At 36.8% G+C, this 13,106-nt stretch carries 14 protein-coding genes; 11 read left to right on the top strand and 3 right to left on the bottom strand.

Annotated features, from left to right (window positions below):
* Window positions 1–57 precede the first annotated feature (57 nt).
* Genes NITER_RS04730 through cmoA form a run of 11 tightly spaced genes read left to right on the top strand, consistent with a single transcriptional unit; the run spans window position 58 to window position 11,384 of the window.
* Window positions 58–525: an RNA pyrophosphohydrolase gene (locus NITER_RS04730; RefSeq protein ID WP_084275632.1), complete on the top strand. Its 468-nt coding sequence runs from the start codon at window positions 58–60 to the stop codon at window positions 523–525.
* Entirely contained in the window at window positions 525–1,730 is a 1,206-nt protein-coding gene (locus NITER_RS04725) for an aspartate kinase (RefSeq protein WP_084276585.1), read from the top strand. The genes NITER_RS04730 and NITER_RS04725 overlap by 1 nt, the downstream gene beginning before the upstream one ends.
* The gene (locus tag NITER_RS04720) at window positions 1,727–2,275 is read left to right on the top strand and encodes a HobA family DNA replication regulator (RefSeq protein ID WP_084275633.1); all 549 of its coding nucleotides are present in this window, start codon (window positions 1,727–1,729) and stop codon (window positions 2,273–2,275) included. Before NITER_RS04725 ends, NITER_RS04720 begins: the two co-directional genes overlap by 4 nt.
* Window positions 2,275–2,883, top strand: coding sequence for a DNA polymerase III subunit delta' (locus NITER_RS04715; RefSeq protein ID WP_084275634.1), 609 nt, complete (start codon window positions 2,275–2,277; stop codon window positions 2,881–2,883). The genes NITER_RS04720 and NITER_RS04715 overlap by 1 nt, the downstream gene beginning before the upstream one ends.
* The gene (gene folP / locus NITER_RS04710) at window positions 2,880–4,010 is read left to right on the top strand and encodes a dihydropteroate synthase (protein ID WP_084275635.1); all 1,131 of its coding nucleotides are present in this window, start codon (window positions 2,880–2,882) and stop codon (window positions 4,008–4,010) included. The genes NITER_RS04715 and folP overlap by 4 nt, the downstream gene beginning before the upstream one ends.
* Before the next feature lie 2 nt (window positions 4,011–4,012).
* Window positions 4,013–5,179 (top strand): class I SAM-dependent rRNA methyltransferase, encoded by a 1,167-nt coding sequence (locus tag NITER_RS04705; protein WP_084275636.1) that lies wholly within the window; start codon window positions 4,013–4,015, stop codon window positions 5,177–5,179.
* A gap of 10 nt (window positions 5,180–5,189) precedes the next feature.
* Complete coding sequence (gene ligA, locus NITER_RS04700) at window positions 5,190–7,172, top strand: NAD-dependent DNA ligase LigA (RefSeq protein ID WP_084275637.1); 1,983 nt, start codon at window positions 5,190–5,192, stop codon at window positions 7,170–7,172.
* Between the two features lie 10 nt (window positions 7,173–7,182).
* Window positions 7,183–7,866, top strand: coding sequence for a 23S rRNA (cytidine-2'-O)-methyltransferase TlyA (gene tlyA, locus NITER_RS04695; protein WP_231988941.1), 684 nt, complete (start codon window positions 7,183–7,185; stop codon window positions 7,864–7,866).
* The gene (locus NITER_RS04690; RefSeq protein ID WP_084276586.1) at window positions 7,832–8,668 is read left to right on the top strand and encodes a bifunctional riboflavin kinase/FAD synthetase; all 837 of its coding nucleotides are present in this window, start codon (window positions 7,832–7,834) and stop codon (window positions 8,666–8,668) included. The genes tlyA and NITER_RS04690 overlap by 35 nt, the downstream gene beginning before the upstream one ends.
* Window positions 8,662–10,680, top strand: coding sequence for a thioredoxin domain-containing protein (locus tag NITER_RS04685; RefSeq protein ID WP_084275639.1), 2,019 nt, complete (start codon window positions 8,662–8,664; stop codon window positions 10,678–10,680). The genes NITER_RS04690 and NITER_RS04685 overlap by 7 nt, the downstream gene beginning before the upstream one ends.
* Window positions 10,677–11,384, top strand: a complete 708-nt coding sequence (gene cmoA, locus NITER_RS04680) for a carboxy-S-adenosyl-L-methionine synthase CmoA (protein WP_084275640.1) — start codon at window positions 10,677–10,679, stop codon at window positions 11,382–11,384. The genes NITER_RS04685 and cmoA overlap by 4 nt, the downstream gene beginning before the upstream one ends.
* Here cmoA and NITER_RS04675 read toward each other — a convergent pair whose 3' ends face one another.
* Genes NITER_RS04675 through NITER_RS04665 form a run of 3 tightly spaced genes read right to left on the bottom strand, consistent with a single transcriptional unit; the run spans window position 11,385 to window position 13,062 of the window.
* On the bottom strand, window positions 11,385–11,642 hold the full coding sequence (locus tag NITER_RS04675) for a hypothetical protein (RefSeq protein WP_084275641.1): 258 nt from the start codon (window positions 11,640–11,642) through the stop codon (window positions 11,385–11,387). It abuts the gene before it with no gap.
* Window positions 11,639–12,658 carry a DHH family phosphoesterase gene (locus NITER_RS04670; protein WP_084275642.1) on the bottom strand — a complete coding sequence of 340 codons (1,020 nt, stop codon included), beginning with the start codon at window positions 12,656–12,658 and terminating at the stop codon, window positions 11,639–11,641. Before NITER_RS04670 ends, NITER_RS04675 begins: the two co-directional genes overlap by 4 nt.
* The gene (locus NITER_RS04665; RefSeq protein ID WP_084275643.1) at window positions 12,658–13,062 is read right to left on the bottom strand and encodes an RrF2 family transcriptional regulator; all 405 of its coding nucleotides are present in this window, start codon (window positions 13,060–13,062) and stop codon (window positions 12,658–12,660) included. Before NITER_RS04665 ends, NITER_RS04670 begins: the two co-directional genes overlap by 1 nt.
* Window positions 13,063–13,106: the final 44 nt, after the last annotated feature.

Here is a 13,106-nt window from a genome sequence, read left to right as displayed (position 1 = left end):
GTGTGACCTAAAATGAAATAGTTTCGTTTTAGGTCTGGCTTTTTGAAAAGAGGGTAGATGACAAATAAGAGATATAGACCTAATGTAGCAGCGATTGTGCTTTCAAGTGAATATCCACGTAAGGTAGAGTTTTTCATTGCTGCAAGGAGCGATTATGAAGACTCCTGGCAGTTTCCTCAAGGAGGAATAGACAAGGGAGAGAGCCCTAAAGAAGCACTTTTGCGAGAGCTTAAAGAGGAAATCGGAACAGATAAAATCGAAATAATTGCTGAATATCCTGAGTGGGTCAGTTACGATTTTCCCAAAAGAATTGCAAAGAAGATGTATCCTTTTGATGGGCAAAGACAAAAATATTTTTTAGTCAAACTCAAGCCTGGTGCAAAAATTGACCTTGATACAAAGGAGCCAGAATTTAGTAAATATAAATTTGTCTCTTATGAGGATCTTTTTAATTATGTCACTTTTTTTAAAAGACCGGTTTATAAGCAGGTATTAGAATATTTTAAAAAAGAGGGGTATTTTTGATGCTAATTGTGCAAAAATATGGGGGAACTAGTGTTGGGAGCCTCGAGAGGATAGAAAATGTTGCAAAACGTGTTGCTAAAACAAAAGAGGCTGGAAATGATGTGGTAGTTGTTGTCTCAGCAATGAGTGGAGAAACAAATAAGCTCATTGATTATGCAAAACATTTTAGTCCAACGCCAAGTAGAAGAGATATGGATCTGCTTTTAAGCAGTGGTGAGAGGGTTACAGCAGCACTTTTATCTATTGCACTTAATGAGATGGGCTTTCCTACCGTAGCTATGACTGGGCGTCAAGCTGGGATTGTAACTGATAAATCCCACACTGTTGCTCGCATTGAAAAGATTAATCCTGAGCCTATGCAAAATGCTTTGAAAGAGGGAAAAATTATTGTCGTTGCTGGATTTCAAGGAATTACAGAAGATGGCCAAGTAACGACGCTTGGACGTGGAGGAAGCGATTTGACAGCTGTTGCTATTGCAGGTGCCCTTGGTGCAGATAAGTGTGAGATCTACTCCGATGTAGATGGAGTTTATACAACCGATCCAAGAATCGAGCCAAAAGCAAAGAAACTGGATAAGATTAGCTACGATGAGATGCTTGAACTTGCAAGTCTTGGTGCGAAAGTACTGCAAAATCGCAGTGTCGAGCTTGCCAAAAAACTTGGTGTAGTAATTGAAGCTAGAAGCAGTTTTAATGATAATCCTGGAACAATCATCACAAAGGAAGAGGATATTATGGAAAAGCCACTTGTTAGCGGTATAGCGTTGGATAAAAATCAAGCGAGAGTAAGTCTGCGCGGAGTCAAAGATAGACCTGGAATAGCAGCAGAAATTTTCAAAGCATTAGCGAATGAAAATATTAATGTAGATATGATAGTCCAAACAATTGGTGAAGATGGTAAAACAAATCTTGATTTTACTGTTCCACAAAATGAGCTTGAGCTTGTTAAAAAAGTGATGGAGCAGTTCAAAGATGAGTATGAGAAGGTAGAGTATGATCCAGATGTAGCAAAAGTAAGTATTGTTGGTGTCGGTATGAAGTCGCATAGCGGTGTAGCGAGCAAAGCTTTTGAGACAATGGCTAAAGAGAATATCAATATTGAGATGATTAGTACAAGTGAGATTAAAATCTCTATGATTATTGATGAAAAATATGGAGAGTTAGCGGTGCGTGCTTTGCATGCTGCGTATGAGTTGGATAAATGAGTAAGAGTTTTGACCAGTGGACGCTGCAGACAATTCGCTATGATAAAAGTATGATGAACTGGCTAGAGGAGCGCCGCTATGAGTGGATTCCTCTAGCAGCTGATGCACTGCAGCGAATTGTTAATGGTTATACTGTTTTGCTTCTAACAGATGATGAAAGAGATTGGTACGCACACTATATTGTTACTTCTTTGAACAAATCTACAAAAAATCGCCCCTTTATTCCTCTCTATAATCTTAAAACTCTCATTCCTGCTACAAAAAAAAATATGGGTAAAGAAGAGCTTGATATGCTTTTTGATATGCTTGATATCTCTTTTGAAAGTTATTTTATTTGGTATATAGGAAGATCGAGTGCTTCTCATTATGTCAATATCGCTAAATATCGCGATGACAGTTTTTTATGGATTATGGATACAGATATCCAAAACAATTTTACACTCAAATCCTATGATGAACTTCTTGATATTAAGCTATTGCAACTCTATAGACTTTTTGAAAAGAGTCTTGATGCAGCAATTTTTGGAGATGTGGAATTTACCTGATGTTTGAATTAAAGAGCCAGATTATAGTAGCACAGGAGTGGGAAGAAGTAAAAGCAGAGTTCGCACTCTCTTTGAGTGAAGAGTATCTTCACTCTTATTTTAGGGAGGAGTTTAAAGTTGAAGATGCCAAAGAGGTGATTGCAAAAGCCTATGTTGCATCCAAAGAGCCAAAAGTAATGCTCCTTGCAGCAGAGCGTTACAATATTTATGCACAAAATGCACTCCTTAAAATCCTTGAAGAGCCGCCACACAATACTGTTTTTGTCATAATTGTACGCTCAAAAACGCTTCTTCTACCTACTATCTTATCAAGGCTCCCTGTGGTGCAGATGCAAAAGAGCGAGGAAAATATAGAGATTTTTCGTTCATTTGATCTTGAAACATTGGTTTCACTCGCTACAAAGTACAAAAGAGCTACTAAAAATGAGACAAAAGCAATTATCAAAAATATGCTCCAATTTGCTCTAAAATCAGGGTTTGCTCTTTCAAAGAGGGAACTAGCCTATTTTGGAGATGCTATGAAGCTTATAGATCTCAATACAAATCCAGCAAATGTCATTATTACAGCAGGACTTATATTATTAACACACAAAAAGAAGAAACGATGAAAATAAAGAAGATTTCATCTGAGGCTAATGTGTGTTCCATCATGCAAAATCTGGGAGTTGATCATCCTGGAATAGAGATTATGGCTCGCAAAGCTGAGGTGATGCTTTTTTATTTACGAGATCTTCATGTTGGTGCAGCAAATATTTTAAAGCAAGATGCTTTGAGTGTTGGTGCAGATCTTGCTGTGCCAAATGGCACTATTACTTGCCAATTTAAAAGGGTTGATGCACTTTTAATTGGTACAAAAAAGCACATAGCACTTTTGGCAAAAAAGGAGATGGCACAACCTTATGGACTCAAAGAGCTTGCCAAAGAGCTGCGCAAATATCTCTCTTTTAAAGATTATCCTACGAAAATAATGGGTATTGTCAATGCAACAGATGATAGCTTCTATCCAGGAAGTAGATTTCAAGGTGCAAAAGCAGTCGAAGTAATAAAAGATATGATAGTGCAGGGAGCCGATATTATAGATATTGGTGGCATGAGCACACGACCTGGAAGTGAAGAGGTAAGTGAAGAAGAGGAGCTTGCACGTATTAAGCCTTTGGTGGATGCATTGCAAAAAGAAAATCTTAAAGTGGAACTGAGTATAGATACCTATAGGCCAAAGGTTGCACGTTATGCTTTAGAGCGTGGCTTTTCGATACTCAATGATATAACTGCACTTGAAAATGAAGAGAATGCAAAAATTGCAGCAGAGTTTGGAGCTACAGTTGTATTGATGCATAAAAAGGGTAATCCTAAAACGATGCAACAAAACCCATACTATGAAGATGTAGTGGTAGAAGTGAGTGATTTTTTTGCTAAAAGAATCGAAAGAGCACAGCATTATGGAATCAATGCTATAATACTTGATCCGGGAATCGGTTTTGGCAAACGTCTAGAAGACAATATTGCTTTAATTGAGAATTTAAGCGAGTTTCGTAAATTTGGTTATGAAGTATTAATTGGAGCAAGTAGAAAATCTATGATAGATATGATAATTCCAACTCCAGTGGAAGAGAGATTGCCTGGAACATTGGTTTTACATATGCGTGCGTTGCAAGAGGGAGCAAATATTGTACGCTGTCACGATGTAAAAGAGCATAAGCAGGCAATTGAAATATTACAAGCATTGAAGAGGTAGATATGAAAAGATGTATTATCAATAAAAAGGCAGCAAAAAAGGTTCATGAATTTTTCCCATGGGTCTATAAGAGTGATATTATAAGTCCATTAGAGGAGTATGAAGCTGGTGAGCTCGTAAAAATATTTGATGAAAATGAACAATTTTTGGCAGTAGGATATATTAATCCTGCGAGCACTATTACAATTCGCATACTTTCATTAAAAGATGAGCCAATCAATTATCGTTTTTTTAAATCACGTATATTGCGTGCAGCAGCAAAGAGAGTAAAGCTTTTTGATAATGCTTGTAGGGTTATACACTCTGAAGGAGACTACCTTCCTGGTCTTATAGTAGATAGGTATGGAGAGTATCTTAGTGTGCAGTTTCTTACAGCTGGGATTTTGCGCTTTAAAGAGGAGATATTAGATATTCTTCTTAATCTCTATGAGCCAAAAGGAGTATATATTGAAGGAGAAAAAAACTCTTTACGTAAAGAGAAGGTTGAACCTTTTAATGAAATAATAGGTGAGATACCAGAGCGCGTCTTTTTTGTAGAAAATGGTATAAAATTTCAGGTCAATCTCATAGATGCGCAAAAGACAGGTTTCTATCTTGATCAAAGACGCAATCGCCAAATTGTCTCTCGCTACATTAAACAAAAAGATAAGATCCTTGACTGTTTTTGCCATGCTGGTGGATTTGGTCTCTATGCAAAAGTAAAAAAAGATGCAGATGTACGATTAGTAGATATCTCAGAAGATGCAATTGCTCTGGCAAAAGAGAATTTTATGTTGAATGATGTTAAAGGAAAATTTGTAGTAGCAAATGTGTTCGATTATTTGCGAGAGCTACGCAAACAGAAGGAGAAATTTGATGTTATTATCCTTGATCCCCCATCATTTGCCAAAAGCAGATCAAAAAAGAGTTCTGCATTAAAAGGCTTTAAAGATATCACTGTAAATGCAATGAAATTAATCCGCAATGAGGGTTATATTGCACTCTTTTCTTGCTCGCATCATGTGGGGCTTAAAGATCTAGAGCAAGTTATCATGCAAAGTAGCATTGATAATAAGAAAGTTGTAGAGATTGTTGAGTATCTTTTCCAAGATGTAGATCACCCCTATATACTCAATAATGAATTTTCGCTCTATCTTACAGGGATACTTTTTAAAGTTTTAGATGTTTAAGGATAGAGAAATGATTACAAACTATGAAGAGTACAAAAAAGCAGTAGAACAGCTAAAGCGCTGGGCCTATGCCTATTATGTTTTAGATAATCCCGAAGTTCCTGATGAGGTGTATGATAAACTCTACAGAGAAGTAGAGGAGTATGAAAAAGCTCATCCTGAGCAAATCGATCCTACATCTCCTACACAGCGTATTGGTGCAGAGCCAGCAAAAGAGTTTAAAAAGGTGCGCCATCTTACTAAAATGTGGTCGATGGAGGATGTGTTTAGTGAGAGTGAGCTTAAAGAGTGGATCCAAAGAGTCTATAAAAATAGTGGAAGAGAGGATATTAATTTCTATATAGAGCCAAAATTTGATGGTGCAAGTCTCAATATTATTTATGAAAACGGTATTTTAAAGAGTGCTGCTACAAGAGGTGATGGAGAGGTTGGAGAGGATGTAACAGCAAATGCAAAGACTATACCTTCCATTCCTCTTGGCATAGAGTATAAAGGCCTCATTGAGATTCGTGGAGAGGTAGTTATTCGTAAAGATGATTTTGAAAAGCTCAATGAAGAGCGAAGTATGCGTGGTGAGCCCACTTTTGCAAATCCTCGCAATGCAGCAGCTGGAAGCTTGCGTCAACTTGATCCAAAAGTAACAGCACAAAGAAAACTCTACTTCTATCCTTGGGATATCGGCTACAATACACTCAATTTTCGCTATCAGCATGAAAAGATGGATTTTGTGTATGAGCAAGGTTTTATCAAGCCTTTTAAGCGTGCAATTTGTGAAAATGAGGATGAAATACAAAAGCTCTATGAAGATTTCTCTAAAGAGCGAGACTCTCTTCCTGTTATGCTTGATGGGATGGTTATAAAAGTTGATGAAATTGCGCTACATGAGGTTTTAGGTTATACCGTCAAGTATCCTCGTTGGATGGTTGCGTATAAATTCCCAGCAGTGGAGAAGATGACGAGAATAATCGATATTGTGCCACAAGTAGGGCGTACTGGCATTATTACGCCTGTAGCGATTTTAGAGCCAGTAGAGATTGAAGGTGTAGTGGTGGAGCGAGCTACACTGCATAACTATGCAGAGATTGAGCGCAAAGATATACGCATTGGCGATATGGTTATAGTTATCCGCAGTGGTGATGTAATTCCAGAAGTAACAAAGGTTCTTACGCAGTATCGTACCGGAAAAGAGAAAAAGGTAGAGCGTCCAACAAAGTGTCCTGTATGTGGACAACCAGTATTGGATGAGGGACTTTTGATTAAGTGTCAAAATCTCAGCTGCCCAGCAAGAGTTGTCAATTCTATCATCTACTTTGCTTCCAAACAGTGCTTAGATATTCCAGGTCTTGGAGAAGCGACGGTAAAGCTTTTATATGAAAAAGGATTAGTAAAAGATGTAGTGGATCTCTTTAAGCTAAAAAAAGAGGATCTATTGAAACTTCCAGGCTTTGCAGAAAAAAAGGCGCAAAATCTCATAGATGCAATTCAAAGTGTAAGAGGAGTAGAGTGCTGGAGATTTGTCAATGCCCTTGGCATAGAGCATATTGGTGAAGTTGCAAGTAAGAAAATATGTGAGAAATTTGGACTTAATTGGTACAAAGTAGATCCTGAAAAGTTTTATGAAATTGAAGGGTTTGGGCCGGAGATGGTTAAATCTATCAAAGAGTTTGTAGAGGTTAACAAAGATAAAATTGAGCAGCTTATCGAATATATTCAGCCAACTGAGCCACAAAAAGAGGAAGAGGTAAAAAACTCACCACTTGCACATAAAACTGTAGTTCTCACAGGGGAGATGCGATTACCGCGCAGTAAAATAAAAGAGCTTCTAGAGCGTGCAGGGGCACATGTGACAAATAGTGTTTCACATCATACAGATTATGTTTTTTATGGTGAGCACCCTGGTAGCAAATATGAAAAAGCACAAAAACTGGGCGTACCACTCTTGCCTGAAGAGAAGATGTGGGAACTTCTTAAAGAGGCAGGTCTTGAGGCTTGATAGCTATTTAGTGAAACAAAACTTAGTTGATTCAAGAAATAAAGCAGCAGAGATCATTCGATCAAAAAAGGTTTTAGTCGATGGCAAGGTAGCTACAAAGCCAGCTATGCAAGTAACTGGGGATGAGAATATTACGCTTTTACAAAATTTATATGTGAGTAGAGCTGCATATAAGCTCAAAGCTTTTTTGCAAAGCAGTGGCTTTAATCCTGCCGGAATGGAAGTATTGGATGTAGGAGCTTCTACAGGAGGGTTTACGCAGGTGTTACTCGAATTTGGGGCTGAAAAAGTGGTAGCGCTTGATGTTGGAAAAGGTCAACTCCATCCTACTTTGCAAACCCATACAAAAGTAGTAGATAAAAGCCAAACAGATATCCGCTCATTTACAGCTAAGCCTTTTGAACTTGTAACTTGTGATGTGAGTTTTATTAGTTTACATCATATTCTTAAAGATTTAGATCGACTAGCAAAAAGATATATTATAACCCTTTTTAAACCGCAGTTTGAAGTAGGTAAAGATGTAAAACGTGATAAAAGAGGTGTGGTAAAAGATGCAAAAGCGGTGCAAAGGGCTATAGAGAAGTTTGAAGAGGCTGTCAAGAAGCTAGGGTGGAGAGAGCTTCGTAAAGAGCAGGCGAAAATTGCAGGAAAAGAGGGAAATATTGAGTGGGTCTATCTCTTTGAAAAGTGCTGAAGCGATTGCCATAGGTGCGTTTGATGGCATGCATAGAGCCCATCAAGAACTCTTTAAAAGGCTAGGAGATAAAGGTGCAATTGTAGTTATAGACAAAGAGGATGCATTGCTTACGCCTGGAGAGTTACGCTGTAAGTACACTCACTATCCTTGCCTCTTTTTAAAACTGCAGCAGATTCGCCATCTAGATGCTGCAGGTTTTATTGCTCTACTGAAAAAACATTTTCCTCATCTAAAAAAGATAGTCGTTGGATACGATTTTGCCTTTGGAAAAAATAGGAAGTATAAAGCACAAGATCTTCATAACTATTTTGATGGGGAAGTGGAAATTGTGGATGAAGTAAAAATTGATGGAGTTTCAGTGCATTCTCGAATTATCAAAGAGTATATAAAAAAAGGCGAAATTGCTCAGGTAAATAGACTTCTTGGCAGATGCTATGAAATCGTTGGCAAAAGAGTTGCAGGGCAGGGGATAGGGAGTAAAGAGTTGGTACCAACTATGAATCTTAAAGTAGAACGCTTTCTTTTACCACAAGAGGGAGTTTATGCTACATATACAAGAATAGCTCAAAAAAAATATAGAAGTGTTACATTTATAGGGCATCGCTATGTGACTGATGGGAGTTTTGCAGTTGAGACATATATTTTGGAAGAATTTACAGAAGGGAGTGATGAAATAGGTATAATGTTTGCTGCTTTTATACGCAAAAATAAAAAATTTGACTCTTTACATGAGCTTAAAAAACAGATAGAAGATGATATAAAAAAAGCGCAGGAGATTTTAAAGGATATACAATGCTAAAAAAGTTTTTAGGCATCATTTTTACTACACTCTTTCTTTTTGGTGCAAAGTATACTAATGCCCTCATTCATGAAGAGTCTCCCTATTTGCGTCAGCATGCCCACAATCCTGTTAATTGGTGTCCCTGGGGCAAAGAGGCTTTTGAAAAGGCAAAAAAAGAGCACAAACCAATATTTCTCTCTATTGGCTATAGTACTTGCCATTGGTGTCATGTAATGGAGAAAGAGTCCTTTGAAAATGAGGAGATTGCAAAACTTATTAATGAAAACTTTATTCCCATTAAAGTAGATAAAGAGGAGCGCCCCGATCTTGATAAGTTTTATCAAACAGTTTTCCAAGTAATGCATCGTAGAAGTGGTGGGTGGCCTCTTACAATCATTATGAGTGAAGATAAAAAGCCCTTTTTTAGCGCAACGTATATTCCACCAGAAGATGGTTATGGTGTCAAAGGACTTAAAACAATTCTTCCAATTTTAGCGCAAGGCTACAAAGAAAAAAGAGAGTATCTGCAAAAAAGAGGTGAAGCAGTTTTAAAGCTTGTTAATGAGGTACTGCATGCTAGGTACGTTCCAGTGCAGTTAGATCTCTCGCTAGCAAACAAAGCGCTCAAGCAAATAGAAAAAAGTTTCGACTCCATTTATGGAGGCTTTTCTCAAAGAGTAAAATTTCCTCAAGCAAGTACCATTGCTCTGCTTTTGGATATTTACTTGATAACTCATGAAGAAAAAGCGTGGCAAATGGCAAAAAAAAGCCTTGAGTCTATGGCAAAGGGTGGCATATATGATCAAATTGAGGGAGGGTTTTTTCGCTATACCACAGATAGGAAGTGGCAAATTCCCCATTTTGAAAAGATGCTCTATACCAATGCAGAGCTCATTGGAGTATATGCCAAGGCATATACTATTAAAAAAGAGCCTCTTTTTGCTAGAGTAGTGCAAGAGACGATCAAAGAGCTTGACAGCCGTTTTGGATATGAGGGCCTCTATTTTAGCGCCAGCGATGCAGATAGTGAAGGTAAAGAGGGTGGCTATTTTCTCTATGATTATGATGAGACACTGCGCTATTTATTAAAAGAGGGAGTGGCAAAGAACCGTGCGCAAAAGGCTCTAAGCAATCTTGGCATTGAAGAGGATGGAAATTTTGATTCTGTGCTCTCAAATCCAAGATTAGTTGGAAAAAGAGATGAAAAAATTGTACAACTTTTACAAAAAATGCGAAAAAAACGAAAATATCCTTTTATTGATAAAAAGATAATTACTGCTTGGAATGCGATGTATATAGATGCAAAAATGCATACATTTATATTTGATGAGAAATATAAAAATGAAGCTCTTGCCTCTTTAGATAGACTTTTGCAAGAAATGTATATTCACGGTAATCTCTACCATCAAAAATTGTCTTCTAATCCTCCTACAAAAGAGGCTTTACTTGAAGACTATGCGTATCTCATAAAAGCTTTGAATGATGCATATATGCTCAGTGGCAAAAAGAGGTATTTAGAAACTGCAAAAGAGCTCCTCAAAAAAGCAAAAGAGAAGTTTTTCAAAAAAGGGGTTTGGTATTTTAGTCAAGAAGATATAGAATTGCCTGCAGATTTGAGTGATAGCTACTACTCGAGTGCTTTAGCAACACTCTATCATGCGATGCTTGATATTGCAATGCTTAGTGAAGATCTTAAACTCTATCAATTTGCAAAAAAGAGTATGTATGAAAAATCTGCACTTATATATCACGATCCTGGTTACTACCCAACAGCCACAAGGGCATTTTTACGTATCTTAATAGGTGATGTAGTAATAAAGTCGCAAAAAATTCAAAACTATCTCAAAGAGATCGCATTTATACGCTATCCTTATATCTTAACAAAGAAAAGTAAGGATAAAAAATTTTTAGCTTGCAAAATAGATACATGTTTTGCTGAAAGTGATAATTTTGCTGTTATTAAAGAGAAGATTGAAAAACTTCTCCAGCAAAAAAGTAGTGGAAAATGGAGTAAAAAGGCTCTGAAGTGAAAGACGAGATTTTTAAAAAGCCAATTTCCAAGCAGTTTGAGTTTGATGAAGAGGTTGCAACTGTATTTGATGATATGATCGGACGCTCAGTCCCTTTTTACAAAGAGAATTTAGCCTTAGTGCGGGATCTTGTTATAAAAAATCTTCAAGAAGATGCTACTATTTATGATCTTGGATGCTCAACAGGAACACTTCTCATAGAGATTGCAAAAAAGAGTGATAAAAATCTCTACCTTAAAGGTATTGATAACTCTGCTGCAATGCTACAAAGAGCAAAGAATAAGGCAAAAGCTTTTGGAGTCGATATTGAATTTATTTATGCTGATATATTGGAGTACGATTTTTCACTAGCTAACTGCTTTATAGCCAACTATACATTGCAATTTATTCGACCGCTTAAAAGAGAAAAATTTGTAAAAAAAATCTATGAAAAATTGGAAGATGAAGGCGTGTTTATTTTTAGTGAAAAAATTATTACTGAAGATAAGAGACTCAACAAGCAGCTCATAGATATTTACTACGATTTTAAAAGAGAGCAGGGATATAGTGATTATGAGATAGCACAAAAGAGAGAAGCACTAGAAAATGTACTTATTCCTTATACTCTCAAAGAGAACGAAGAGATGCTTTTACAAACTGGATTTCGTTTTGTAGAGCCCATATTTCGCTGGGCTAACTTTGCTACATTTTTTGCGAGGAAATAACTATTTTCTAAAAAGCTCTGGTCTTGTTTTTTTAAGATGTTCTATTACTTTAATGACCTCTTCGTAGCCCATCTCTCCCTCTAAGTCATCACCAAAGACTTCATCAATTCCATTGAGATAGGCCTCTACCGCTTGAGCCATTTTACTATCAGGAACTCCTGCATAGTGGAGTGCTGCTCCAAGCATATCTGCTAATTGCATGGCTAGCTCTTCTATTTCAAACTCCGCTTCGTCGAGTTTTTCTTTATCGCTTTTCATTCTTTATCCTTCAAGAGTGCTTCTATGAAAGATTTTAGCTCATCGTAGATAAAGAACTCTTTAAACTCTTTAAGCTTACCGCCACTAGCATTTGGATGCCCACCACCGCCTGCAATGAGCTCTGCCATTTTTGATACGTCCATTTTATTATCTGCTCTGAGGCTAAAAGTTCCTCGTGGACTTACATTCATAAAGAAGTGGTAATCTGGATTGAGGCGTAAAAAGCCATTCCCGACAATAGAGCTGTTTTGAATTCCATAAGTAAGGATACCCTTATTGCCTTGGAAATATATTGTCATCTCCTCTTTTTTTGCTTCAATGAGATCAAGAATGTAATTGGTTACGAGATTATCCAATGTATCGTTGCTTGATTTTATGAAAAAACTCTTCTTGATTTTGCATATATCATCATCTAAAAGGATGTAGTTATGCTCTTTTTCAATGTAGGGAAGTGCTTTTGAGAGCATTGTATGTTTATAACGGATATGTGCAGAATTAAAAGTAAATCTATTGATCTCTTTTGCTTCATCTACAAGGCGCATGAGTACTTTTCCAAACTCAAAGAGTGGATCCTCTTGCAACCATATATCAACTGCATTGACTGCATCTATAAACTTTTCAAGATGGGAGATGTTATTACCATTATTGAAATAATCATATGTGATCTTTGAAGCAGATTTTGTTACATCGAGATGATACCAATCAAATTTTTCTGCTGTTTCTATACCACTTGCATGGTGATCGAGAAGTAGTAGTTTGATATTTTTCTCTTTAAATCTTTTTATTTCATTATCAAGATAAGCTGCTTCATCTTCACTCAGATTAAGATCTGTGATAAGAAAGAAGACATTCTCTTTCATAGAGCGTTCTATTCTGTGAAGTATCTCATCTATACGTACGGTTACCTCTTCTCCATAATTAGCATTAACAAAAAATCCTTCATGATAAATATGTTTTGTGATATATTGGCAGGTATAGCCATCAAGATCTGTGTGTGAGAGATGATAAAAATCCATTAAGGCTCCATTATATCTTTAAGAGTTAGATTATCTAAAAAAGTATCTACTTTTATTTGAAGTTTGTTGAGAAATGGCCAGAGAGTACAAAAATCTCCTTGATTGCTTGGACAAAGCTCTTGAGCACTTGAACAATCAAATATATTAATTCTTCTGCCTTCTGCTGCTTGGCTAATCTCTTTGATAGAGAGTTTTTCAGCAGGTTTTGCGAGCATAAATCCACCTGTTGCCCCTTTGTAAGATTTTAAAATATCTTTTTTAGCAAGAGCTTGGAGTATTTTTGCTAAGAAGCTTCTTGATATATTGAGTCTTTTCGAGAGATAATCGGTTCCTAATGGCTTGTTTTCTCGTGCAATTATCACCAATGCCAAAAGAGCATATTCTGTCGCCCTTGTAAACAGCATAATCTACCTTCTTCCATACTTTTAATTGATTAATTATACTAAAT

Origin of the sequence: Nitratiruptor tergarcus DSM 16512, assembly GCF_027946175.1 — a bacterium.
GTDB classification, from domain to species: domain Bacteria; phylum Campylobacterota; class Campylobacteria; order Campylobacterales; family Nitratiruptoraceae; genus Nitratiruptor; species Nitratiruptor tergarcus.
Note: the sequence above shows the minus strand (reverse complement) of the source record. Positions and strands in the feature narration are given on the sequence as shown.